We start from the raw sequence: 25,518 nt of genomic DNA, 5'->3' as shown, positions 1-25,518 counted from the left end.
GCCGACAGTCGGCGACTTTTGTTGACAGTGGGTAATCGCCTCGCTGCACTGGGCGCACGCCTGCCCCCACGTCAAGGAGACTCCGTGCCGCCTCGCCTGCGTGCCTCGCTCCCCTGCCTGACCGCGGCCGCCCTGTTCGCCCTCGCCCTCTCCCCCGCCCCGGTGGCGGCCGAGCCCCGGGCCACCTCGGACACCCCGCTCGCGCTCACGCCTCCCATGGGCTGGAACAACTGGGCGCACTACATGTGCGACATCGACGAGGCCAAGGTCGTCGCGAACGCCGACGCGCTCGTGTCGACCGGGCTCGCCGCCAAGGGCTACGACACCGTCACGGTGGACGACTGCTGGATGACCAGGAGCCGGGACGCGCAGGGCGCTCTGGTCGTCGACACGGCGAAGTTCCCGCACGGCATGGCCTGGCTCGGCGACTACCTGCACGCCAAGGGCCTGAAGTTCGGCATCTACCAGGACGCCGGCTCGCTCACCTGCGAGAAGTACCCGGGCAGCGGCGCGCCCCAGGGCGGCGGCGCGGACCACTACGCCCAGGACGCCCGGCAGTTCGCCTCCTGGAACGTCGACTACGTGAAGATGGACGGCTGCAACCTGTGGGTGCCGGAGGGCAAGACCAAGGAGCAGGCCTACCGGGACGCCTACAACGCCGTCGCCCGGGCGCTGCGGGACAGCGGCCGGGACATGGTCCTGTCGGCGTCGGCGCCCGCCTACTTCCAGCAGGGTGAGTGGGGCGGCTCCGACTGGCACAAGGTCCTCGGCTGGGTCGGGGAGACCGGCCAGCTGTGGCGCGAGGGCAAGGACATCAAGGTCTACAACCCGGCGACGCCCGCCACCTCGCGGTGGAGCTCGGTCATGGGCAACTACGGATACAACCGCTGGCTCGGCCGGTACGCCGGCCCCGGCAACTGGAACGACCCCGACTTCCTGATCGCGGGCGCCCCCGGCCTCACGGCGGCCGAGAGCCGCAGCCAGGTCGCCCTCTGGGCCATGATGGCGTCCCCGTTCATCCTGTCCTCCGAGGTCTCCAAGCTGACCCCCCAGGGGCTCGCCGCCCTCGGGAACACCCGGATGATCGAGCTGGACCAGGACCCGATGGGCCGTCAGGGCGCGGTGGTCTCCTCCAACGCCACCTTCGAGATCCTGGCCCGGCCGCTCGCGAACGGCGACCGCGCGGTGGCCGTGCTCAACCGCTCGGCCACCACCCGGGACATCAGGGTCCCGCTCGACGAGATCGGCCTGGGCGACTGCACGGCCGACGCCCAGGACCTGTGGAGCGGAACGCGCCGGGAGGTCACCGAGGCGCTCACCGGCAGGCTGGCCGGGCACGACACCGCGGTCTGGCGGCTCAGCCCGCGCGGCTGCGCCGAGGCCGTCCCGACCGGGCAGGTCGTCGGTGACGGCGCCAAGTGCGCCGACGGGGCCAACACCACGGGCGTCGGCGCGGTCGTGATGGCCGCGTGCACCGGCGCCCCCGACCAGCGGTGGACCCTGGGCGACGACGCGAGCCTGCGGCTGGCCGGCGAATGCCTCTCCGCGGGCGAGGACGGGCTCGTGGAACTGGCCGACTGCGCGCCCGCGCAGGACCGGCAGCCCGGCCAGAGCTGGACGCACCGCCGTGACGGAGCCCTCGTGGAGCCGGCGAGCGGGATGTGCCTGACGGCGCCGGCCGCCGCCGCGACCCCGGACGCCCCGGCCGCCCGACTGCGGCTGACCGCCTGCGGCGACCACCGGGTCGACCAGGCCTGGGCCCTGCCGGTCTGACGGCCCGAGCCGACGGATGAGGAACACCACGCCGCGAGGCGGGCGCCGCCCGCTCGTCCCCCGCCCGCTCGCCCTCGCCGCGCTGCCCGCGGCGCTGCTGGCGCTGATCTGCGCGGGGCCCGCGCCCGGGGCCACCGCCCCCGGCGCGGGGCCGCCCGCACGTGCCGACGTACGGTCCCCTGCACGGGAGGACGTACGGGCCGGAGCGGCGGCCCGGGTACGGAGTGCCGGGCGGGCGGGCGCGCCCCGGAGCCGGAGCTTCGACACCGCGCCTGCCCGGGCCGCCCTGGAGCGGCTGCTTCCGCGCCACTCCGGGCAGTTCACCCTGGTGCCCGACACGGCCGGCGGCGCCGACACCTTCACCGTGTCCGGGACCGCCGGCGCGATCACCGTGCGCGGCAGCACCGGAGCCACCCTGCTCACCGGCGTCGGCTGGTACCTCCAGCACGTCGCCGGGGCCGACATCGGCTGGCCGGGCGAGAGCATCGGCATGCTGCCCGCCCGCCTGCCGGCCGTCCCCGCGCCGGTCACCCGCAGCGCGCAGGTCCCGCACCGGTACGCGCTCAACGACACCGACGACGGGTACTCCGGCCCGTACCGCACCTTCGAGGAGCACCAGCGGCAGATCGACCTGCTCGCCCTGCACGGCATCAACGAGGTGTTCGTGCAGGTGGGGGCGGAATACCCGTACTACCGGGCGCTCCAGGGCTTCGGCTACTCCGCCGAGGAGCTGCGCCAGTGGATCCCCGGACCCGGCCACCAGAGCTGGTGGCTGCTGCAGAACCTCAGCGGCTTCGGCGGTCCGGTCACCGAGCGGCTGATGCGGGAGCGCGCCGAACTGGGCGGGCGGATCTCCGAGCAGCTGCGCGGGCTCGGCATGACGCCGGTGCTGCCCGGCTACTTCGGCACCGTGCCGCCGGAGTTCACCGCGCGCAACCCCGGGGCGGCCACGGTGGCCCAGGGCGACTGGGCCGGCTTCGACCGCCCCGACTGGCTGGACCCCGCCTCGCCCGCGTTCCGGCAGCTGGCCGCCGCGTACTACGCGGAGCAGCGCGCGGTGTTCGGGGACAGCACGATGTACCGGATGAGCCCGCTGCACGAGGGCGGTCGGACCGGCTCCGTCGACGTCGGCGCAGCGGCGGGCGCCATCCAGTCCGCGCTGCACGCCGCCCACCCGGGCGCGCTGTGGGCGGTGCTGGGCTGGCAGGACGACCCGACCCCGGAGCTGCTGGCCGGGGTGGACACCTCGCGGCTGCTGATCCTGGACGGGCTGTCCGACCGGTACAACCGGCTGGACCGGGAGGCCCGCTGGGGCGGCACCCCGTACGCGATGGGCACCATCTACAACTTCGGCGGGCACACCACGATCGGTGCCAACACCTCCGTGTGGCTCGAACGGTTCGGCCCCTGGCGCGCCAAGAGCAACAGCGCGCTCGCCGGGATCGCCTACCTGCCGGAGGCCACCGGGACCAACCCGGCGGCCTTCGACCTCTTCACGGACCTGGCCTGGGAGCCGGGCGGGATCGACCAGCGCGAGTGGTTCGCCGCTTTCGCGGCCCGCCGCTACGGCCGTCCCGACGCCGCGGCCGCGGCGGCCTGGGAGGAGCTGCGCAAGGGGCCGTACAGCACGTCCTCGGGGCTGTGGTCGGAGTCGCAGGACAGCCTGTTCACCGCCCGGCCGGGCCTGACCGCGGCGGGGGCGGCGTACTGGAGCCCCAAGTCCATGCGCTACCCCACCGGTTCGGTCCGCAGGGCACTGGACCACCTGCTGAAGGTGGCTCCGCAGCTGCGCGGCTCCAGCGCCTACCGCTTCGACCTGGTGGACACCGCCCGGCAGGCCCTCGCGAACCACTCGCGGGTGCTGCTGCCGAGGATCAGGGCGGCGTACGAGGCCAAGGACCTGCCCCTGTTCCGCAGCCTCACGGCCGAGTGGCGGGAGAGCGAGGCGAGGCTGGACGCGGTGACCGGCTCCGACCCGAACTTCCTCCTCGGCAGCCGGCTCGCCGGGGCCCGCTCCTGGGGCGCCGACCGGGCGGAGCAGGACCGGTACGAGTACGACACCCGCTCCCTGCTCAGCGTGTGGGGCCACCGCAGCACCAGCGAGGGCGGTTTCCTGCACGACTACGCGAACCGCGAATGGAGCGGCCTGATCTCGGAGTTGTACGCCCCCCGATGGGAGCACTACTTCGCTTCGCTGGACGAGGCACTGGTACGCAAGGCCGCGCCGCGGGAGATCGACTGGCACGCCTTCGAGGCGGAGTGGGCCGGGCGGACCACCCGCCATCCGGACCGGCCGACCGGTGACCCGTACCGGCTCGCCGCACAGATCGCGGCGGCCCTGCCCCCGGCGGCTGCCGGCGGCTGACCCGCACCACCGTCCGGCCCGGACACCGCCTCCCCGGTGTCCGGGCCGGCCCGTGGGCAGCCCTCACGACCTGCGCCGCCGCGCCGCCCGTGCGGCCCCGGCCGCGGCCAGACCGAGGACGGTGATCGAGGCGGCCGAGACCAACAGGGTCTCCCGGGCTCCGAGTCCGGCCACCAGGGGGCCGCCCAGCGCGGTACCGAGCGGCACCGAGAGCACGCGGACCGCAGAGCTCGCGGCCAGGGTCTGGGGAAGGAGGTGCCGCGGGGCCGAGCGCTGGAAGAGGGCGGTGGACAGCGCGGCGTACGGGGGCCAGAGCAGGCCCGCGGCGGCGAATCCGGCGACGGCGACGGCCGTCGGCGCTCCCAGCCCGGCCGGCAGCAGGAACACGCCGAAGGCGACGACGATGCCGGTGGTGGTCGGCCACATCGGCCGGCGGCTCAGGTATCCGGCCAGTACGGAGCCGAGGACCGCGCCGATGCCGAACGCGGTGTAGAAGGCGGCCAACAGGCCCGCAGGACCGCCCAGGCCTTCCGACACGTGCAGCGGCAGGGCGACGTACACGGGGCCGAACAGGCAGAAGAAGGCGGAACTCAGGCCGAGCAGCCCCAGCAGGGCCGGAGTGCGGCGGATGACGGTGAAGCCCGCGGTACGGGAACCGCTTTCCCCGGGGGTGGGCGCCCCGTCGTCCGGGACGCCGAAGAGGAACGTGGCGGCCAGGACGAGGAAGGTCGCCGCGTCGACGGCGATCACGGTCACGGCGCCGCCCCAGAGGACGAGGGCGCCGGCGAGCGGCGGGCCGAGGACGGTGGAGAGCGAGCCGACACCGGACAGGACGGCGTTGCCGGCCAGATGGTCGCGCTCGGGCAGCAGTCCGGCCAGCAGGGTGTAGACGCCGGCCTGGCCCCACGCGTGGAGGACGGAGGAGACGGCGAGCAGCACGACGTACAGCTCGATGCCCGGCGTCCCGAGGGCGTGGCACACGGGAATCGCTCCCAGGGCGGTGGCGCGCAGCAGCGCGTCGCAGGCGACCAGCCGGGCCGGGGACCGGTGGCGCAGGAAGCGTCCCAGCAGGACCGCGCCCACTGCGCCCGGGAGCGTGTAGGCGGCGGCCGCGAACGCGACCCACAGGCCGCGTTCTGCCGCCGGTGCGAGCTCGATCGCCAGCCAGCTCACGCCGACCACGGCCATGCCGTCGCCGAGCGAGGAGACGGCGAATCCCGGTAACAGCCGGCGCAGCGTCGCGTGGGCGAACACCGGCCGGTAGGGCGAGGTGCGCAGGGGCCGGGCGGGTTTCAGGGGCACGGTATCCACGATTCCGGGGAGTGGAGGAGGTTCATGTCGTCATCGTTGCCGCGCACCCCGCCGTCGCCGCGGTCCGTTCACTGCGGGCGTGGTCCTTTCACCCTGGGCACAAGAGGCCGGCGCGGCACACTGGCCGTGTGAAGGCAGACCCGAGCCGTTCCGCACGGCCGCGGCGCACGCTGGGCGTCGTCAGCGGGCTCGTCGCAGCCATTGCCGGGCTGGCGATGGCGGAGCTGGCCTCGGCCGCCGTGCGGCCCGAGGCCTCACCGGTCACCGCCGTCGGCGGGGCGCTGGTCGACCTGACGCCGGTGGCCGTCCGGGAATGGGCGATCGGCCTGTTCGGCACCGCCGACAAGCTGGTGCTGACGCTCGGCATCATCGCCGTCCTGGCCGTGGTCGCGGCCCTGGCCGGGCTCCTCGCCGTACGCCACCTCCCGGCCGGGCTCGCGGTCGCGGGCGGGTTCGGGCTGGTGGGGGCGGCCGCCGCGCTCAGCCGTCCGGAGGCCTCCTGGAGGGACGCGCTGCCCTCGCTGGTGGGCGGACTGACCGCCGCCGGGGTGCTGTACCTGCTGGTCACGGCGGCGACGCGGCCCCGGCCCGGCGGGGCGCAGCCCTCCGGGACCTGGCCGATGGACCGGCGCGGATTCGGCCGGCTGGTCACCGCCGTCCTGGTGGGCTCGGCCGCGGCAGGCTTCGCCGGGCGGCGTCTGGGCGCCCACGGTTCGGCGGGCGCCACCGCCTCCCGGGCCCGCTTCGTCCTCCCGCCGCCCACCGTGCCCGCGCCGCCGGTGCCGGCCGGGGCCGACCTGCGGGTGCCCGGGCTCTCCCCGTTCCTCACCCCCGACCGCGACTTCTACCGGGTGGACACCGCCCTGGTCGTCCCCCGCGTGGACGCGGACACCTGGCGGCTGCGCATCCACGGGGAGGGGGTCGCCCGGCCCCTCACCCTCGGTCTCCGGGAGCTGCTCGACAGGCCGCTGGTCGAGCACGACATCACCCTCACCTGCGTGTCCAACGAGGTCGGGGGCCCGTACGCGGGCAACGCCCGCTGGCTCGGCGTACGCCTCGCCGACCTGCTCCGCGAGGCGGGCGTGCGGCCGCCGTCCCAAGGCGGTCCGGCCGATCAGCTGGTGGCGCGTTCGGTGGACGGCATGACGATCGGCACGCCCGTCGAGGCCGTCATGGACGGCCGGGCGGCGCTGCTGGCCATCGGCATGAACGGCCAGCCGCTGCCCTTCGCGCACGGCTTCCCGGTCCGGATGGTCGTACCGGGCCTGTACGGGTACGTCTCCGCCTGCAAATGGCTGACCGAGCTGCGGCTGACCACCTTCGCCGCCTACGACGCCTACTGGGTGCGCAGATCCTGGGCCCAGCAGGCCCCGGTCAAGACGCAGTCGCGGATCGACACCCCGCGCCCGTACGCCGGCCTGGCGCCGGGCCGGGTGGCGGTCGCCGGGGTGGCCTGGGCGCAGCACCGCGGCATCGAGGGGGTCGAGGTACGGGTGGACGGCGGCCCCTGGCAGCGGGCGCGGCTCGGGGCCGCGGACGGCGTCGACACCTGGCGGCAGTGGGTGTGGCCGTGGGAGGCGACCCCCGGGCGGCACACGCTGGAGGTCCGCGCGACGGACGGCACGGGCGCCGTCCAGACCGGGGTCCGCACCGGGACCGTGCCGGACGGGGCGACCGGGTGGCACGCCGTGGAAGTACAGGTCAAGGACCACGGTTGAACTGCCTCGGCGGCAGATCCACGGAATAATCCGTACATCATTCGCATGTCGCCCCGCACGACAGGAGCCGGCGCCGTGGAGCTGACCAGTACGCCGTTCCTCGTCACGCTCCTCGTCGTGACCGCGCTCGCCGTGCTCGCCGCGCTGCTCCTGTGGAACCGGATCCCCGGGCCGGGGTGGGTGCGGTGGCCGGCGCGGGTGCTGATGATCGGACTGTGCCAGCTCACCGCCATCTGCGTGGTGGCCACCTGGATCAACGGCAGCTACGGGCTCTACTCGTCCTGGGACGACCTGCTGGGCCCCGACACGACGCAGGACGCGGGCTCGATGACCGGGCCGGCGGTGGGCCGGGCCAGGTTCACGCAGAACGGGGACGGTACGCAGACCACCTTCTTCCGGGGCTCCCATGCGAAGCTCGCCGGGCAGGTGACCGTGTGGACACCCCCGGAGTACAGCGCCCCGGGCGCGGACCGGACGCGCTTCCCCGTGCTGATGCTGCTGCACGGCCATCCGGGCACGCCCCGCACGTGGATCGACCTCGGCGACATGCCGGGGGCGCTGGCGCAACTGGTGGAACTGGGGGCGGCGCACCCCTTCATCGTGGTGATCCCGGAGATCTACCCGGGCGGGGTGAACACCGACTGCAGCAACACCCCGCAGCGCAGGATCGCCGACTGGCTCGCGCTGGACGTGCCGGACCTGGTCGCGCGGAACTTCCGTACGCTGCCCGCCCCGGGCGGCTGGGGGCTGATGGGCGTCTCCACCGGCGGATTCTGCGCGGTGAAACTGCCGCTGCAGTACCCGAAGGCGTTCCGGGCGGGCGCGGCCCTGGACCCGGACCCGCTGACGGGTGACCCGGAGGTGCTGGCCGACCGGACGCTGCGCGAGCGCAACAGCCCGATGTGGCTGGTGGAACACACGAAGAAGGCGGACGTCGGGCTGTTCCTGGCCACCTCCGCCCAGGACAAGGACAGTCCGCCGCCGCAGCTGGAGGCCTTCGCCAGGGCCGCGGCGGGCAGCGGCGTCCGGGTCAAGACGCTCGTCCGCCCGGCGGGCGGGCACAACTTCCAGACCTGGACCGGGATGTACCCGGACGCGCTGGGCTGGCTGAGCACGGAACTGACGCCGCCGGGCGCGGGCCGGCCGGCGGGCGCGTCACTCCCGGAACGCTTCCGGAGTGCGACGGGTGACACCCCCCGCTAGCCTGCGTGACGGGGCCTGCAACCGTGAGGCGGGGGAACCGGGGAACCTTCGCCTTCGACCCGTATGGAGGCACCGCCGTGCGCCGTTCCAGGATCCTCACCCTCACCTGTCTGAACCTGCTCCTGGGCGCTTCGCTGGCCGGCGGATGCGCCCTCGGCCGAGCCGAGAGCGCCGCGAGGCAATGCCCGGCGGGCCAGATCTCCCGGGGCGGCACGTGCCTCCCGGGCGACACGGAGGACTTCACCGCGAAGCAGGTCGCCGACGCACTCGGGAAGTACCGGCTGACGGCGGCGATGGCCGAGGTGTGGGTCGACGGTGAGCGCGTCTCGGCCGCCGCGGCCGGGGAGACGATGACGGGCTTTCCCGCGACGACGGACATGCGTTTCCGGATCGGATCGGTCGCGATCCCGTATCTGACGACCGCACTGCTCAAGCTCGTCGACGAGGGCGAGGTCTCGCTCGACGACAAGATCTCCCGTTGGCGCCCGGACCTCCCGCACGCGGACGAGATCACGCTGAAGATGCTGGCCTCGACCTCATCCGGCTACGCGGACTACGTCACGGACCAGGCCTTCATCGCCGCTCTCTACAAAAACCCCTTCCGGACCTGGACGGCGGAGGAGCGCGTGAAGATCTCGGTCTCCAAGCCCCTGGTGCTGCCGCCCGGTTCGGGCTTCGCCTACTCGCACGCCAACTGGGTGATCCTGGGCGACATCATCGCGAGGGTGAGGCGCAAGCCCCTCGAGGAGGTGATGGTCCAGGACGTCCTCAAGCCGCTCGGCCTGAACCACACCGCCATCTCGTCGAAGGCGGACATCCCCGAGCCGGTCCTGCACTCCTTCGACAACGAGCGGGGCGTGTTCGAGGACGCCACCTACTGGAACCCCTCGTGGACGCTTGCGCCTGGCGCGGTGATGACGGGAACCCTGGAGGACATGGCGAAGTCCTTCGCGGGGATCGGTGAGGGGAAACTGCTGACGCCCGAGTCGCACAAGGCCCAGCTGACCGGCGTCGTGAAGGTCAAGGGGGACACCTGGTTCGCGCTGGGCCTGCCCGTGCAGAACACCTGGATCGTCCAGAACCCGTCCTTCGCCGGCTACGCGGGCACGGTCGCCTACCTGCCGTCCAAGAAGATCGCCATCGCGACGGTGGCGACGCAGGGCCTCGGCAGCACCGTCCAGAACGCGAGCTCCGACGTGCTGCAGGCGATCGCGGCGCACCTGGCCCCGGAACAGCCCCTCAATCTGGGATGACGGTCCGCCGCCCGCCGGTCCGGGCGGGCGGGCGGCTGACGCGCTAGTTTCCGGACAGGCGGACCGGGAGCGTCTCCACGCTGTTGCCGATGAAGCTGCGCTGGTGCGGGAGCTCCCCCTCGGGGGTGGCGAGGTCGAGGCCGGGGAAGCGGGTGAAGAGCCGCTCCAGGGCGATGGTGGCCTCCAGGCGGGCGAGCGGGGCGCCCACGCAGTAGTGGGCGCCGTGCCCGAAGGAGAGGGCGCGCGCGGCGGTGGGGCGGGTGATGTCGAAGCGGTCGGCGTCCGGACCGTGGAAGGCCTCGTCGCGGCCCGCGGCGGTGTAGCCGGCGAGCACCGGGGTGCCCTGCGGGATGAGGGTGCCGCCGACGGTCAGGTCGCGGGTGGGATAGCGGAAGGGGAACCAGCTGACCGGGCCGTCCCAGCGCAGGGTCTCGTCCACCACGTCCGACCAGGTCGCCTTGGACTCCAGGACGAGGTCGAGCTGGTCGCGGTGGGTGCACAGGGCGCGGACGGCGTTGCTGATGAGGTTCAGGGTCGTCTCGTGACCCGCGACGAGCATCAGCCTCATGGTGCCGATGAGTTCGGCCTCGCTGAGCCGGCCGCCGTCGTCGTCGCGGGCGGCTATCAGGGCGCTGGTGAGGTCGTCGCCCGGCGCCTCGCGGCGGGTGGCGGCGATCGTCCCCATGAGCTCGACCAGCTCCCGTACGGCGGCCATCGCCTCGGCGGGGGTGGTGTCGGTAGCGATGATCACCTTGTTGGACAGGTGGTGCAGCCGGCCCCGGTGCTCGGGGTTCACCCCGAGCAGCTCGCAGATGACGCTCATCGGGAGCGGGAGCGCGAAGTGCTCGCGCAGGTCGGCGACCCCGTCGGGGGCTTCGGCCGCGGCCCGGGCGAGGTCGTCGAGGAACCCGGCGGTCAGCTCCTCGACGCGCGGCCGCAGCCTTTCCACCTGGCGGGCCGTGAACGCCTTGCCGACCAGGCCGCGGAGCCGGCGGTGGTCCTCGTCGTCGGCGGTGTGCATGCCCTGGGCGTTGGCGAAGGCCCGCAGCGGCCAGTCCCGGGGGATGGTGCCGTCGTGCAGGGCCGGGAAGTGCCGGGCGTCCTTGGCCACCTCGGAGTGGCCGAGGAACTCCTTCAGCGCGTCGTGGCCCAGGACGACCGCTCCGGGCACCCCGCCGGGCAGTACGACCTCCGCCACCGGGCCGTGCTCGGCGCGCAGCCGGGCGTTGAGGGCGTGGGGACAGCCACCGGCGGGGTCGATGACGTGCGGGGAGCCCGAGGCGGACGGGACGGGTGAAATGGGGGACGACAAGCCGGCTCTCCTGACCTGATGGACGAAACTCGGTCAACAGTGCGGCCTCGGAGGCGGGTTGGACAAGTCCGCCCTCCCCGCGTCTCAGAACCAGTTGACGGTGAGGGCGAAGGCCGTGCCGGCGGCGGCCCCGGTGGAGTCGGTCGCGGTGGCGGTGACCTGGACCGTGCCGCTGCCCCAGGGCTTGCCGGAGATCCGGCCGGAGGCGCTGTCGAGGGTCAGGCCCCAGGGCAGACCGGTGGCGGCGTACCGGACGGGGGGCTTTCCGCCGGTGGCGGTGAGCTGGACGGTGCACGACTGGTTGAACCTGCACGTCTGCGGACCGGGGTTGGTGAGCCTCAGGTCACCGGGGGTGGGAGTCGGGGTCGGAGTGGGCGTGGGAGTCGGGGTCGGAGTGGGAGTCGGGGTCGGCGTGGGAGTGGGCGTGGGGGTCGGCGTCGTGCCGCAGCCCGGGGTGGCCTCCGGTGGCAGCGGGACCCGCCAGACCTGGGTGTCGTTCTCCGACCCGACGAGCAGGCTCGTGCAGTCCGCGTACGTCACCGTCTCGCCCTGCGACTGGGCCGGGAGGGCGACGTCCGCGAGCTTGACCCCCGCGGTGTCGTACACGGAGGCCGTGTTGGCCCCCAGGGGCCCGCCGCTGCGCAGGGTGTACGAGGCGCCCGAGGGGGAGAACGCGCCGTCGGTGGCGAACACCGGGCCGGGCCGGACCGGCGTGAGGGTGTTGGTCTGCCCGGTCACGGGTGGGAGCGGGGCCTGGTACAGCTGGCCGGCGGCTCCGATGAGCTTGCTCGCGACGTAGAGCCGGCCGGTCACGGGATCGGCGAGCAAGGACTCGGCGTCGTGCCTGCCGTCGGCGTAGGAGAAGCGGTACGTCACCGGGGTGACCATGGCGTTGGCCAGCTGGTCGGGCTCGGCGAAGCCGTGCACGGTGATCTCCGCGCGGCCGCTGAAGTTGTCGCCGATGTCGCCGACCAGGATCACCGGGCCGCCCGAGGCGTCCTTGCCGAGCGCGAGGCCCTCCCAGTCGGTGTTGCCGACGCCGGACAGGGTGAAGGTGGCCAGCAGCCGGCCGGTGGCGCCGGTGCAGTCGACGGCGAAGACCTGGTTGGTGTTCCCGCTGTCGTTGACGGCGTAGAAGACGCCGGGGTGTTTGCGGCTCATGGCGAGGCCGCTGAACTCGGCCAGGCCGCCGGGGAGGGTGCACTTCTTCTCCGGCGCGAGCGCTTGGGTTCCGGCGGCCGCCACCGCGGCGGACGGGGCCGGGGAGGCGGTGGCGCTGGCCATCCAGGCGACCGCGGGCAGGATCGTGGCGAGGGCCGCGGTCGCGAGGGCGGCGGCCCGTGGGGGTGTCAGGAGTCGGGACATGCGCACAATGTGAGGGGACATCAGCTGGTGTGCCAGGTCCGGTTCCCTCCCGTTCGAGCATCGTTCAATGCCGAGGGGGCATGTCCCGTCAGCGCACCGGCTCCCGGACCGGCCCCTTGTGCCCGGCCTGCGCGATGAACGCGCGGGCCGCGCGGCTCAGCGGCCGACGGGCGTGGGCGATGCCCACCGGACGCAGCAGCGGCGGGGTGAAGGAGCGGATCTCGGCCCGGCTCCCGAAGGCCCTCAACACCACGTCGCGGTACCAGATGAGCGAGCCGCGGCCGTCCGTCACCCCGGTCACCCAGGCGAGGCGTTCGTCGACCTCCAGGGAGGGGACGGGCCGCACCCCGAGGCAGCTGAACATGGCCTCCATCTCGGTGCGCCGGCCAGTCCCCGGGGTGGGCAGCACCATCGGCAGCCCGTCGAGCATGCGCAGCGGCATCGGATGCGGCAGCCGGGAGCCGGCCGGGGAGATCAGCACCACCTCGCGCTCCTGGATGAAGTGGGTGGAGAGCTCCTTGTCCACGGGCAGGTCGACCAGCGCCAACTCGGCCCGGCCCTGGTTCAGTTCCTCGACGAGGACCTCCCTGCTGTCGTGCTGCTGGAGGCGGACGTCGACCGTCGGGTGCCGCTCGGTGAAGGCCGCGACCAGGTCGGAGGCCAGGTCGAGGGCGAGGGTGGGCGTGGTGACGAGGGTCAGGACGGCCCGGGTGTCCCTGCCGTGCGGGGTCCCGATGTCGTCGATGGCCTCCACCGCGTTGAGCACGGTGCGGGCCAGCCGGACGACCCGGGCCCCCTCCGGCGTGAGGTCCACCCCCCTTCCCCGGCGGGCGAGGAGCTCGACGCCGAGATCTCGTTCCATGGCCTGGACGGCCCGGGACAGGGCGGACTGGGCGACGAAGACCGAGGCGGCGGCGCCGGTGATGGACCGGCAGTCGGCGACGGCGACGAGGTAGCGGAGCTGCGCCAGCGTGGGGGTCATGACCGGACGGTAACCGCGCGAGGCTGTACCTGTAAGGGCTCGTCGGGTGAACAACTGACCGGGTGCCGCTTCGCGTTCATGCCCGGTCGGCGGATAGGCATGCCCATGCGGCATGCCCCCGAGGACGCACTGCCGCGGGTCGCGCCGCGGGCTCGGCCCACCGTGGCGGGCAACGTCGCAGGCCACGGCTCGGCCGGGGCGGATCCGGGGTCCCGCCGGGGCGCGCGCCGGGCGGTCCGCCCCCGTCGGGGGAGCGAAGTACCGCACTCCGCATAGCTGTTGACAGTGCACGGCGGTCACCGCACGATGCATCGCGGCATGAGGGTGTTTGACCACTGTTCAAGCCTGCCGCCGGACGCCGGCCGAGGTGCGAGACCGCCGCACTCCCCTCCTCGCGCTCTGCCGCTTCCTTCCGCTCTCCGTTCTGCCGTTCTTCCGCCCTGCACTCCGCCATGTCACACAGCATTGGAAGAGGAGCGCCCGTGACCCCCCATCCCCCACAGTCCGCCGCCACCCGCGATCTGGTCGTCGCGGTCAGTCCCTTCGAGGAGCCCCGCCCGGGGATCGTGACCGCCGCCGAACGCGCCGGGTCCCTCGGACTGCTCGACCTCGGCCGGGACGCGAATGCCGCACGGGACGGCCTCGCGGAATCGGTCCGCCGGCTCGGCGGCAGCGGCAGGTACGGAGTGCGGGTACCCGCGGGCTGTCCGCTCGGACCGGAGGACCTGCCGGCCGAGGTGGACACCGTGCTGCTCGCCGACCCCGCGTGGCACACCCCGGAGCGGGTGTCGGCGTGGGCCTCGGCGGCCGGCCGGCCCCGGGTGTGGGCCGAGGTCACCAGCCTGGCGGAGGCCGTGACCGCGGCCGGCGCGGGGGCGGACTCGCTCGTCGCCAAGGGCCACGAGGCCGGCGGCCGGGTGGGCGCGGCCACCACCTTCGTACTGCTCCAGCAGCTCCTCGGGGACCCCTCGATCGGGGTTCCCGTACGGGCCTTCGGCGGGATCGGCCCGCACACGGCGGCCGCGGCCGTCGCGGGCGGCGCCGCCGGGGTGCTCCTCGACGCACAACTGGCCCTGACCGTCGAGGGAGAGGCCGGGATACCGGCGGAAGTGGCGGCCGCGCTGCGGGCGATGGACGGTTCCGAGACCCGGCTCGTCGACGGGCACCGGGTGTTCGCACGGCCCGACCTCACCCCGCCCGGGGGTCCGGCGCACCTGCTCCTCGGCGCCCGGGACCTGCGGGCGCAGCTGCTGCCCGTCGGCCAGGACGGAGCGACCGCGGCCCGGCTCGCCGAGCGCCACCGGACCACCGGCGGTGTGCTCCTCGCCGTACGGGCGGCCATCGGCGGGCACCTGGAGGCGGCGGCCCGGAACCGGCCGCCGGCCGTCGCGCAGGGCCCGATGACCCGGGTGAGCGACCAGGCGGCCTTCGCCGAGGCGGTCGCCGCCGCGGACGGGATCCCGTACCTGGCGCTCGCGGTGATGGAGGGCCCGGACGTACGCCGCCTCCTGGCCGAGACCGCCGAACGGCTCGGGGAACGCCCCTGGGGCGTGGGGCTGCTCGGCTTCGCCCCGCCCGAGCTGCGGCGGGCGCAGCTGGCCGCCGTGACCGAGGCCCGTCCACCGCACGCGATCATCGCCGGCGGCACACCGGCGCAGGCGGCCCCGCTGGAGGCCGCCGGGATCCGCACCCACCTGCACGTGCCCTCGCCCGGCCTGCTGGAGCGGTACCTCGCCGAAGGGGCGCGGCGGTTCGTCTTCGAGGGGCTGGAGTGCGGCGGGCACGTCGGGCCGCGTGCGTCGTTCCCGCTCTGGGAGGAGCAGATCGAGCGGCTGCTGTCCTGCCCCGAACCGGAGGCGCTGGACGTGCTGTTCGCGGGCGGGATCCACGACGAGCGGTCCGCCGCGATGGCACTGGCGGCCGCGGCTCCGCTGGCCGGGCGCGGCGCGCGGATCGGGGTGCTGATGGGCACCGCGTACCTGTTCACCGAGGAGGCCGTGGCGGCGGGCGCGGTACTGCCGGGCTTCCAGCGGGCGGCGGTGGAGTGCACGGACACCGTGCTGCTGCGCACCGCGCCGGGGCACGCTACCCGCTGCGCGGACACCCCGTACGCCGGGACCTTCGAGGCGACCCGGCGGCGGCTCGCGGAGAGCGGCGTGGAGCCGCGCGAGATGTGGGAGGAGCTGGAGCGGCTCAACCTGGGGCGGCTGCGGATCGCCAGCAAGGGCCTGCGGCGCGCGACGGACCGGCTGGAGGCCGTCGGCGAGGAACAGCAGTACGCGGAGGGGCTGTTCATGCTCGGGCAGGCCGCGACCCTGCGCACCGCGACCACCACGGTCGCCGCACTGCACGCGCAGGTCACCGAGGGAGCCACCGCACTGCTGGAGAGCCGCGCCCGGGACTTCGCGGACGGCGCGGCGGCGGAGGCGGCCGACCCGCTCGACATCGCCATCGTCGGCATGGCCTGCGCCTACCCCGGCGCGCCGGACCTCGCCGCCTACTGGGCGATGGTCCTCGCCGGAACGGACGCGGTCACCGAGGTGCCGGCCGAGCGCTGGGACCCGGCGCTCTACTACGACCCCGACCCCGCCCGCGCCGGGGAGCGCACGCCCTCCCGCTGGGGCGGCTTCCTCGGTCCGGTGCCCTTCGACGCCCTCGCGCACGGCATCCCGCCCGCCTCCCTCGCCGGGATCGAGCCGGTGCAGCTGCTGGCCCTGGAGATCTCGGCGCGGGCCCTCGGCGACGCCGGCTACGGCAAGGAACGCGCCTTCGACCGCTCGCGGACCTCGGTGGTCTTCGGCGCGGAGGCCGGTACCGAACTGGCGGGCGCGTACGGGCTGCGCGCCCTGCACCCCGCCTACCTGGGCGAGCTGCCGCCCGCCCTGGACGAGCAACTGCCGCGACTCACCGAGGACTCCTTCCCCGGCATCCTCGCCAACGTCATCGCCGGCCGGGTCGCCAACCGGCTGGACCTGGGCGGGGCAAACTGCACGGTCGACGCCGCCTGCGCCTCCTCCCTCGCCGCCCTGGACCTCGCCTGCCGCCAACTGCGCGACGGGGACAGCGACATGGTGCTGTGCGGGGGCGCCGATGTACACAACGGGATCAACGACTACCTGATGTTCGCCTCCGTCCGCGCCCTCTCGCCCGGCGGCCGCTGCCGGCCCTTCGACGCGGCCGCCGACGGGATCGCCCTCGGCGAGGGGGTGGGGGCGCTCGTCCTGAAGCGGCTCGCGGACGCGGAGCGGGACGGCGACCGGGTGTACGCCGTGATCAAGGCGGTGGGCTCCGCCAGCGACGGCCGCTCCCTCGGCCTGACCGCACCCCGCCCGGAAGGACAGCGGCGGGCCCTGGAGCGGGCCTACGCACGGGCCGGCATCGCCCCGGCCGAGGTGGGTCTCGTCGAGGCGCACGGCACCGGTACGGTCGTCGGCGACAGCACCGAACTGGCCGTCCTCGGCGACCTGTTCACCGCCTCCGGAGCACCGACCGGATCCTGCGCCCTGGGCTCCGTCAAATCCCAGCTCGGCCACACGAAGTGCGCCGCGGGACTCGCCGGACTCATCAAGGCCGCCCGGGCCGTCCACACGGGTGTCCGGCCGCCCACCCTGCACATCGACACGCCGAACCCGGCCTGGCAGGCGGAAACCAGCCCGTTCTCCTTCGACACCAGGGCGCGCCCCTGGGCCGTACCCGCGCAGCGGCGGATCGCCGGAGTGAGCGCCTTCGGTTTCGGCGGCACCAACTACCACGCTGTGCTGGCCGGTTACGGAGGCGCGGAGGAGCCCCGGCACGGCCTGGAGGAGTGGCCGGCCGAGCTGTTCTGCTTCCGCGGCGCGGACCGGAAGGCGGCCGACCGCGCGATGGCCCGGCTCGCGGCCCGCCTGGAGGAGAACGACGCGGCCGGACGCCCCTGGCCCCTGCGCGACCTCGCGGCGGAAACCGCCACCGGCACCGAACCGGTCCAGGTGGCGATCGTGGCCGCCGACCTCGACGAACTGGCGGACCGCCTCGAACAGGCCCGCACCTTCACCCACGGCACGGGCATCCACATCACCAGGGAGAACCCGGGCCTCACCGCCTTCGTCTTCCCCGGCCAGGGCAGCCAACGCCCGGGCATGCTGAGTGAGTTGTTCACCTCCTTCCCTGCCCTGCGCACCCTCCTGGACTCGGCTCCGCCCCCCGTCGTGTCGGCGATGTTCCCGCCGGCGGCCTTCACCCCCGAAGGCCGGGCAGCCCAGAAGGCGGCCGTCACCGACACCCGCGTGGCCCAGCCGGCCCTGGGACTGGCGGGGGCGGCGGCACATCTGCTGCTCGGCGAGCTCGGCGTACGCCCGGACTGCGTGGCCGGGCACTCGTACGGGGAGCTCACCGCACTGTGGGCAGCCGGGGTCTACGACACCGGGAGCCTGCTACGGCTGAGCGCGCGGCGCGCCGAGTCGATCCTGAAGGCCGCCGGCGCGGACCCGGGCTCGATGGCGGCCGTCTCGGCGACGCCGGACGAGGTCGCCGCACGCACCGGGTGCACCATCGCGAACCACAACGCCCCCCGCCAGTGCGTGATCTCGGGCCCCACGCCCGCCGTCGAAGAGGCTCTGTCCGCACTCCGGGGGGCGGGACTGTCCGCAGAGCCCCTCCCGGTGGCCTGCGCCTTCCACAGCGAGGTGGTGTCCGGGGCATCGAAGGACCTCGCCACGGCACTGGCGGACACACCGATGGCCGCCCCGGCCGTCCCCGTCTGGTCGAACACCACCGGGCGCCCGTATCCGACATCGGCCGAGGAGATCCAGCGCCTCCTGGCCCGCCAGGTCGCGGAGCCGGTCCGGTTCGTCGACGAGGTGGAGGCCATGTACGCGGCCGGCGTCCGCACCTTCGTGGAGGCGGGCCCCGGCCGGGTCCTCACGGCCCTGATCGGCCGCATCCTGTCCGACCGCCCCCACACGGTGGTCCCGCTGGACGCCCCCGGTGAACACGGCCTGTTCCGGCTGGTCACAGCACTGGCGGAACTGACCTCGGCAGGCGTCTCGGTGGCACCGGAGGCCCTGTTCCGCGGCCGCACCTCCCGACTCCCGGAGCGCGCCCCGCGCCGCCCGGGCTGGCTGGTGGACGGCCACCTGGTCCGCACGGCGGCCGGCACCCCGGTCCCCGGCGGCCTGCGCCCCGCGCAACGCGTGGCCGCGCCGACCCCCCTGCCTGCCCCTACCACCGAAGCCGGCGCGAACGGAGATGCGGGCATGACCGCGAATCGGACCACGGACAGGACGGCAGAAGCCGGTACGGGCAGGTCGGCAGGTCGCGAGGAGGCGGTCCTGGAATACCTCCGCAGCACCCGCGAACTGGTCGCCGCGCAGCGGGACGTCCTCCTCGGCTACCTGGGTCTGCCGCCCCACGGGCCGGAGGCCGCTTCCGCCGGCGCCGGGAGCGTGCCGGGACGATCCCCGCAGGGCGCCGAACGCCAGGTGGCCCGGCCCGCCGACCCCCCGCCACCTTCGGCGCAGGAGGAGACGCCCCGGCGCGCGCCCGACCCCATCTCTCCCACGGCCCCCGCCGAAGGCGCGGCCCCCGCCCGGTCCCCCGAGGCGGTCATGGAGGTCGTCCTGGAGATCGTCCACACCCGCACCGGATACCCCCTGGACATGCTCGACCCCGGCCTGGACCTGGAGGCGGACCTCTCCATCGACTCGATCAAGCGCGTGGAGATCATCGGCGCCCTGGCCGACCGGATCGGCCTCCCCCGGGACCCGGGCGGCTCCGCCGAGTCCGCGGTCGAGGAGCTGTCCCGGATCAAGACCCTGCGCGCCATAGTCGACTGGATCACCACGCACACCGAACCACAGCCGGACCCTCGTCCAGCGCCTCCCGCCCCACCGGCCGCACCCCCGCTCACCCGCCTCCGGGTGGACACCGTCCCCGCGCCCCCCGCCACCCCGGACCCGGAAGCCCTCCGCGGCCTGCGGGTCGGAGTGGTCGACGACGGCCAGGGCCTCGCCCAGGCGCTCTCCACGGCACTGGAGGCGTACGGGGCCGAGCCGCACCCCCTCACCGAACCCGAGCCCGGTTTCGACGCCATCGTCGACCTGACCGGTCTGCGGACCGGCTCCGAGCCCGTCCTCCCCCGGATCTTCCCCGCACTGCGTCGCGTCCTGACGGACGGAACGCACCGGCTGCTCCTCGTCACCGCACCCGGCGCCCCCGCCGCCGGCCTGCACGGCTTCGCCCGCAGCGCCGCCCTCGAATTCCCCGGCACGCTCGTCCGCGCCGTGGACGTCCACCCCAAGGAGGCCCCCGAACAGGTCGCCGCGCAACTCCTCGCAGAACTGAGCTGCGACACGGGCGCCTCCGTCGGCTACACGACGGAGGGCACCCGCGCCACCCGCACACCGGTCCCGGCCCCCCTCTCCGCAGCCGGGGGCACACCGGCCGGAGGCGCCGCGCCGCCCCTGGGCCCCGACTCCGTGGTCCTGCTCACCGGCGGAGCCCGCGGCATCACCGCCCGCACCGCCCTGGCCCTGGCCCATGCCACGGGATGCCACATCGAACTCCTCGGCCGCACCCCAGAACCCGCTGCCGCCTCCCCCTCCGGGGACCGGTTCGCCCAGGCCCAGGACCGGGTCGCCCTCCGCGCCGCCCTGATCGCGGCCGGGCTCCGTACGCCCGCGGAGATCGAGGCCGCGGCCTCGCGGATCCTCGCCGAGCGCGAGGTGCGCGCCAGCCTGGCCGCACTCACCGCGGCGGCCGCCTCCGTCCGCTACCACTGCGCGGACGTCACCGACGAGGAGGCCGTACGGGCCGTGGTGGCCGGAGTACGGGAGCGCCACGGCCGGCTCGACGGCATCGTGCACGGCGCCGGAGTGCTGCGCGACGGCCTGCTGAGCGACAAACAACCGGCCGACTTCACCGAGGTGTTCACCACGAAGGTGGCCGGCGCCCGGCACCTGGCGGCCGCGGCCGCCGAACACGGCTCGGCGCCCGCCCCCCGCTTCCTGGCCCTGTTCGGGAGCGTGGCCGGGGTCTACGGCAACCGCGGCCAGACCGACTACGCCGCGGCCAACGACGCCCTCGACGGCCTCGCGCACAGCTGGGCGGAGTCGTTCCCGGGCCGGGTGCTGTCGGTCGACTGGGGCCCCTGGGCGGCGGAGGCGGGCGGGATGGTCACCCCCGAGCTGGAGCGTGCGTACGCCCGGCGCGGCATCCCGCTCATCGATCCGACGGCCGGCACCGCCGCGTTCCTCGCCGAACTGTCGCACGGGACCGACGTACAGGTGGTCCTGATGGCACGGGCACAGGAGGACGGGGGCCATGAGTAGCCGACGGAACGGCACCGCCCCACGCCCCACCGACGCCGCCATCGTCGGCATGGGCGCGGTCTTCCCGGGCGCCCCCGACCTGGCCGCGTACCGCCGCAACCTCCTCGCCGGTACGGACTCCATCGGCGAGGTCCCCCCGGACCGCTGGGACCCCGAGGTGTACTACGACCCCACCTCCGGACCCGCCTCCGGCGACCGCTTCTACTGCCGCAGGGGCGGCTTCGTCGACGGCCTCGCCGCCTTCGACCCGACCCGGTTCGGGATCATGCCGGCCGCCGTGGAGGGGGCCGAGCCGGATCAGATGCTGGCCCTGCACGCGACCGCGGAGGCGATCGCCGACGCGGGCGGCAAGGACCGGCTGCCGGCCGACCGCTCGCGGATCGGGGTGGTGCTGGGACGGGGCGGGTTCATGGGCGTGGCCACCGCCCGTCTCGACCAACGGGTCCGAACCGCACACCAGTTGGCGCAGACCCTGCGGGAGCTGGCGCCGGAGCTGGGCGAGCACCGGATCGCGGCGGTGCGCTCGGCCTTCCAGGACGCGCTGGGGCCGGAGCGGCCGGACGCCTCGATCGGGCTGGTGCCGAGCTTCACGGCCGCACGGACCGCGAACCGGCTGGACTTCCGCGGCCCCGCCTACACCCTGGACGCGGCCTGCGCCTCCTCCCTGCTGGCAGTGGACCAGGCGGTGGGGCTGCTGGCCTCGGACCGCTGTGACGCGGTGGTCGCGGGGGCGGTGCACCACTGCCACATCGCGACCCTGTGGAGCGTGTTCACGCAGTTGCGGGCGCTGAGTCCGAGCGAGCGGATCCGGCCCTTCGACCGGAGGGCCGACGGGACCCTGCTGTCCGAGGGGACCGGGGTGGTGCTGCTGAAGCGGCTGGCGGACGCCCAGCGGGACGGCGACCGGGTGTACGCGGTGATCCGCGGGACGGGCGTGGCCGGGGACGGCCGGGCGGCGAGTCTGATGAGCCCCCTGGTCGCCGGCCAGGTACGGGCCCTGGAGCGGGCCTGGCGGGAGGCCGGCCTGGATCCGCGGGCGCCGGGTGCGCTGGGCCTGCTGGAGGCGCACGGGACGGGCACTCCGGTGGGTGATGCGGCCGAACTGGACACCCTGGCCCAGGTGTTCGGCCCGCCCGAGCCGGGCGACCGGCGCGGCATCGGCTTCGGTTCGGTGAAGTCGATGCTCGGGCACACCATGCAGGCCTCGGGCATGGCCGGGCTGATCAAGGCCGCGCTCGCGGTGCACGGGGGGGTGCTGCCGCCGACGCTGCACCTGGAGGAGCCGCACCCGGACCTGGCCAGGACCCGGATGCGGCCGGTGACGGCGGCGGAGCCGTGGGAGCGGGGGCCGGCTCCCCGCCGGGCCGGGGTGAACGCGTTCGGCTTCGGCGGGATCAACGCGCACGTGGTCCTGGAGGAGGCCCCGGCGGCCGCGCGGCCGCCGCTTCCGGTGCGGCGGTTCCTGCCGCTGGGATCCGCGGCCGCGCCGGTGGGGCCGGCCGCGCGGGCCGACGTACTCCTGATCGGCGCGGACACCGCGGCGCAGCTGTCGGCCCGGCTGGCGTCCGGTTCCCCCGTGTCCGGTGGCGACGGGCCCTGCCGGCTCGCAGTGGTGGGGCCGACGCCGCAGCGGCTCGCGCTGGCCGCGAAGGTGGTGGCGCGGGGCCGGCCGTGGCGGGGGCGCGGGAACGTGTGGTTCACACCGGAGCCGCTGGGCGGCCGGGTGGCATTCCTGTTCCCGGGCCTGGAGCCGGAGTTCGCCCCGGTGGTCGACGACGTGGCGGAGCGGCTCGCGCTGGCCCCGCCCCGGCTCACCCGGGGGGCGACCCTCATGGAACGGGCCCTGGACGCGATCGCGACGGGCCGCTTCTTCGCCCGGGTGCTGCCCGGACTCGGCATCGAGGCCGATGTGCTGGCGGGCCACAGCCTGGGCGAGTGGGCGGCGATGGTGGCCGCCGGGATGTATCCGCAGGAGGCGGCCGACACCTTCCTGGACTCGCTGCAGCCGGAGGATCTGCGGGTCCCGGACCTCGTGTACGCGGCACTGGGGTGCGGCGCCCGGCGGGCCGAGGCGGCCCTGCACGGCCTGGACGCGGTGGTGGTCAGCCACGACAACTGCCCGCACCAGTCGGTGATCTGCGGGGACCCGGACCAAGTGGCCGCGGTGGTGGAGCGGTTGCGCGCCGACGGGGTGCTCGGCCAGGAACTGCCGTTCCGTTCGGGCTTCCACACCCCCATGTGGGAGCCGTACCTCGGCCAGGTCCGCGCCGCCTTCGGCCGGCTGCCGCTGCGGTCCGGTTCCCTCCCGGTGTGGTCGGCGACCACGTGCGCGCCGTTCCCCTCCGCCCCGCAGGAGGTGCGGGACCTGGTGGTCCGCCACCTCCTGGAGCCGGTCCGCTTCCGCGAGTTGACGCTGCGGCTGTACGAGGAGGAGGGCGTGCGCAGCTTCGTCACACTGGGGCCGGGCAGCCTGCCGGGCTTCGTCGAGGACACCCTGCGCGAGCGTCCCCACCTCTCGGTGTCGACCTCCTCGCCCCGGCTGCCGGGCCTGGCGGCGCTGAGCCGCACCTGCGCCGCGCTGTGGGCCGAGGGGTACGCGCCGCGCTGGGGGCTCCTGGCCGGGGCGGCCCCGGCGGCCGGTTCGACGCTTCGCCCCGGCCCGGCCGCGCCGCAGCCGGCACCCGCCGGACCGGGACTCCGCATGCCCCTGGACCTGGGGTCCCCGCTGGTCCGCCTGGGCGAGGCGGCCCGCGCCTCCCTGAGCGGCCTCCTCACCCCGGGCCCGTCCCCGACCGCCGCCCCCGCCCCGGCCCCGGCCCGGCCGACGGGCACTCCCGTGCCCTTGTCCGCGGCGGCGGGAGCGGCCCGCCCGGTGCTGCTCTCCGCCCTGGACGCGGTGCTGGCCGACGCCGGCTCGGCCGCCCGGGCCGTCACCGACGCCTGGTCGACCGCAGGACCGCCGAAAACCGCGACGGAGGCACAGGCACCGACGCCGGCCCGGGACCCCAACGGTTCGGGACGGGCCACGGGGAAGGAACGCCTGCGGCTCTCCCTCGCCGCGCTGCCCTACGTACGCGACCACTGCGTGTACCTCCAGCCCGACGGCTGGCCGGAGGACTCCGACCGGTTCCCCGTCGTGCCCATGACCACCATGCTGGAGCTGGCCGCCGACGCCGCCCGGCGGCACGCCCCGCCGGGCCTCGCCGTCGCCGGCTACGAGGACGTACGGGCCCTGCGGTGGCTCGCCGTCGAGCCGGCCGTCGACGTCGAGGTCCGCGTCCACGGCGACGGGCCCCGCCGGTCGCGCGTCACCCTCGGGGAGTACGCATCGGTCGTCGTGCTGCTCGGCGAGCGGTACGGGGAGCCGCCCGCGCCCGACGACACGCCGCTGCGCGACCCCGGGCCCGCACCCGTCAGCGCCTCGGCCCTGTACCGGGACCGCTGGATGTTCCACGGCCCGCGCTTCGCGGGGGTCCACGAGGTGCGGACCGTCGGCTCGGACGGCATCCACGGCGTGCTGCGGGCCCTGCCCGACCCGGGCGCGCTCCTCGACGCCGCCGGGCAGCTCTTCGGGCACTGGATGCAGCTGCGGCTCCCGGTGGACCGGCTGGTCTTCCCGGCCACCGTGGACCGCATCCGGTTCTTCGGGCCGCCGCCGGCCCCGCAGGAGCTGGTCAACGCCACCGCCCGGATCCGCGAGGTGCACGACGTCACCGTGCGCGGGGACCTCGAACTGCGCCGGGCCGCCGGCTCGGTGTGGGCCCGGATCGAGGGGTGGACGTACCGCCGGTTCGGCGCCGACGAGCGGGTCTGGCCGATGAAGTTCACCCCGGAGGTCTGCGGGATCGGCGAGCCCCGGCCCGAGGGCTGGTGCCTGGCCCGGCGCCGCTGGACCGATCCCGCCTCGCAGGAGCTGGTGATGCGCCGCTACCTGGGCGCCGCCGAGCGGGCCGCGTACGAGCGGCTGTCGCCGCGGGCCCGGGCGCCCTGGCTGCTGGGCCGGATCGCGGCCAAGGACGCCCTGCGCGGGCTCCTGTGGGACGGCGGGGCCGGGCCGGTGTTCCCGGCGGAGGTGCCCATCGGCAACGATCCGGCGGGCCGGCCGCTCGCCGAGGGTCCGCTGACCCGGGGCCACCGGCTGTCCATCGCCCACAAGGACCGGATCGCGGTCGCCCTCGCCGACCCGGCGCGGCCGGTCGGCATCGACGTGGAGCCGGTGACCGCCGACCCGGACGCACTGATCCGGATCGCCCTCGGGCCGGACGAACTCCGCCTCGCCGAACGGCTGGCGGCCCGCGGCGGAACCGGTCTGCCGGCCGCCCTCACCGCCCTGTGGTGCGCCAAGGAGGCCGCCGCCAAGGCGGACGGCGGCGGGCTGGGCGGCCGGCCGCGGGACTGGCGGGTGACCGCTGACCCGGATTCCGGCGCCCTGCTCGTGACGTCCCCGGACGGGCACCCGTACCCGATCCGCACGACACGGATCGGCACACCGCCCGCCGGCGCCGCGCCCGCCGACCCGGCGCCGCCCGACCACGTCGTCGCCTGGACCGCCCGCCCGACCGCGCCCTCCCCCTCCCCCGTCCCCTTCCACCTCACGGAGAACCGTCATGGCAACTGACATCCTCGCCGAGATCACGGGCATGCTCGTGGAGATCGTCGGCGACGAGTACCTCCTCGCGGACGAGGTCACGATGAAGACGACGTTCAACGAGGACCTCGCCCTGGAGAGCATCGAGTTCGTGGCCCTCGCCGAGCTGCTCCACCACCGCTACGGCGCCGACGTGGACCTGATGGGCTTCCTGGCGGAGAAGGACATGGACGCCATCCTGGCCATGTCCGTCGGCGAACTCGTCACCCACATCGGCCGGATCACGCACACCTCCCTGGCCCGGGTCTCGGCGGGCGGCTCGCCCGCGTCGGCCGGCTGAG

At 75.0% G+C, this 25,518-nt stretch carries 12 protein-coding genes; 8 read left to right on the top strand and 4 right to left on the bottom strand.

Translation table 11 applies throughout. The annotated features are described in order from the left end of the window. The first annotated feature begins 84 nt into the window (after window positions 1–84). Both OG472_RS35715 and OG472_RS35710 read left to right on the top strand, forming a co-directional pair. A complete protein-coding gene (locus OG472_RS35715) occupies window positions 85–1,773 on the top strand; it encodes a ricin-type beta-trefoil lectin domain protein (RefSeq protein ID WP_401605345.1) in 1,689 nt (562 codons plus the stop codon). 16 nt (window positions 1,774–1,789) lie between these two features. Continuing rightward, window positions 1,790–4,138, top strand: a complete 2,349-nt coding sequence (locus OG472_RS35710; RefSeq protein ID WP_405942443.1) for an alpha-N-acetylglucosaminidase — start codon at window positions 1,790–1,792, stop codon at window positions 4,136–4,138. Between the two features lie 63 nt (window positions 4,139–4,201). Here the strand turns inward: OG472_RS35710 and OG472_RS35705 are convergent, their stop codons facing one another. Next, complete coding sequence (locus OG472_RS35705) at window positions 4,202–5,440, bottom strand: MFS transporter (RefSeq protein WP_405942442.1); 1,239 nt, start codon at window positions 5,438–5,440, stop codon at window positions 4,202–4,204. A gap of 224 nt (window positions 5,441–5,664) precedes the next feature. On the opposite strand from OG472_RS35705, the gene OG472_RS35700 reads away from it, so the two are divergent. The 3 genes from OG472_RS35700 to OG472_RS35690 all read left to right on the top strand — a co-directional run bounded on the left by OG472_RS35700 (window position 5,665) and on the right by OG472_RS35690 (window position 9,623). Continuing rightward, on the top strand, window positions 5,665–7,167 hold the full coding sequence (locus OG472_RS35700; RefSeq protein ID WP_401606431.1) for a molybdopterin-dependent oxidoreductase: 1,503 nt from the start codon (window positions 5,665–5,667) through the stop codon (window positions 7,165–7,167). A 75-nt stretch (window positions 7,168–7,242) separates the two neighbouring features. Further along, complete coding sequence (locus OG472_RS35695; protein WP_405942441.1) at window positions 7,243–8,370, top strand: alpha/beta hydrolase; 1,128 nt, start codon at window positions 7,243–7,245, stop codon at window positions 8,368–8,370. 77 nt (window positions 8,371–8,447) lie between these two features. Beyond that, window positions 8,448–9,623: a serine hydrolase domain-containing protein gene (locus tag OG472_RS35690; protein WP_405833022.1), complete on the top strand. Its 1,176-nt coding sequence runs from the start codon at window positions 8,448–8,450 to the stop codon at window positions 9,621–9,623. A 43-nt stretch (window positions 9,624–9,666) separates the two neighbouring features. Here OG472_RS35690 and OG472_RS35685 read toward each other — a convergent pair whose 3' ends face one another. From OG472_RS35685 to OG472_RS35675, 3 genes are all read right to left on the bottom strand, one after another. Beyond that, window positions 9,667–10,935: a cytochrome P450 gene (locus OG472_RS35685; RefSeq protein WP_405833020.1), complete on the bottom strand. Its 1,269-nt coding sequence runs from the start codon at window positions 10,933–10,935 to the stop codon at window positions 9,667–9,669. Window positions 10,936–11,019: 84 nt separating this feature from the next. Further along, window positions 11,020–12,300, bottom strand: coding sequence for a putative Ig domain-containing protein (locus OG472_RS35680; RefSeq protein WP_405942440.1), 1,281 nt, complete (start codon window positions 12,298–12,300; stop codon window positions 11,020–11,022). 88 nt (window positions 12,301–12,388) lie between these two features. Beyond that, complete coding sequence (locus OG472_RS35675; RefSeq protein ID WP_383576751.1) at window positions 12,389–13,282, bottom strand: LysR family transcriptional regulator; 894 nt, start codon at window positions 13,280–13,282, stop codon at window positions 12,389–12,391. 482 nt (window positions 13,283–13,764) lie between these two features. Here OG472_RS35675 and OG472_RS35670 point away from each other — a divergent pair, with 482 nt between their 5' ends. From OG472_RS35670 to OG472_RS35660, 3 genes are read left to right on the top strand one after another with little or no spacing between them, the layout of a single operon-like run. Further along, window positions 13,765–20,589, top strand: coding sequence for an SDR family NAD(P)-dependent oxidoreductase (locus OG472_RS35670; protein ID WP_405942439.1), 6,825 nt, complete (start codon window positions 13,765–13,767; stop codon window positions 20,587–20,589). Then, window positions 20,582–25,207 carry a beta-ketoacyl synthase N-terminal-like domain-containing protein gene (locus OG472_RS35665; RefSeq protein WP_405942438.1) on the top strand — a complete coding sequence of 1,542 codons (4,626 nt, stop codon included), beginning with the start codon at window positions 20,582–20,584 and terminating at the stop codon, window positions 25,205–25,207. Before OG472_RS35670 ends, OG472_RS35665 begins: the two co-directional genes overlap by 8 nt. Next, window positions 25,197–25,517, top strand: a complete 321-nt coding sequence (locus tag OG472_RS35660) for an acyl carrier protein (RefSeq protein ID WP_401605324.1) — start codon at window positions 25,197–25,199, stop codon at window positions 25,515–25,517. Before OG472_RS35665 ends, OG472_RS35660 begins: the two co-directional genes overlap by 11 nt. The last annotated feature ends 1 nt before the right edge of the window (window position 25,518 follow it).

The sequence above is a fragment of the Streptomyces sp. NBC_00207 genome (genome assembly GCF_045160965.1).
Classification (GTDB): Bacteria; Actinomycetota; Actinomycetes; order Streptomycetales; family Streptomycetaceae; genus Streptomyces.
Note: the sequence above shows the minus strand (reverse complement) of the source record. Positions and strands in the feature narration are given on the sequence as shown.

What these genes read in the sequence shown, in the direction of transcription:
- OG472_RS35680 (WP_405942440.1), bottom strand. Translation starts at nt 12,300, where the DNA reads ATGTCCCGACTCCTGACACCCCCACGGGCCGCCGCCCTCGCGACCGCG.
- OG472_RS35675 (WP_383576751.1), bottom strand. Translation starts at nt 13,282, where the DNA reads ATGACCCCCACGCTGGCGCAGCTCCGCTACCTCGTCGCCGTCGCCGAC.
- OG472_RS35710 (WP_405942443.1), top strand. Translation starts at nt 1,790, where the DNA reads ATGAGGAACACCACGCCGCGAGGCGGGCGCCGCCCGCTCGTCCCCCGC.
- OG472_RS35665 (WP_405942438.1), top strand. Translation starts at nt 20,582, where the DNA reads ATGAGTAGCCGACGGAACGGCACCGCCCCACGCCCCACCGACGCCGCC.
- OG472_RS35700 (WP_401606431.1), top strand. Translation starts at nt 5,665, where the DNA reads ATGGCGGAGCTGGCCTCGGCCGCCGTGCGGCCCGAGGCCTCACCGGTC.
- OG472_RS35660 (WP_401605324.1), top strand. Translation starts at nt 25,197, where the DNA reads ATGGCAACTGACATCCTCGCCGAGATCACGGGCATGCTCGTGGAGATC.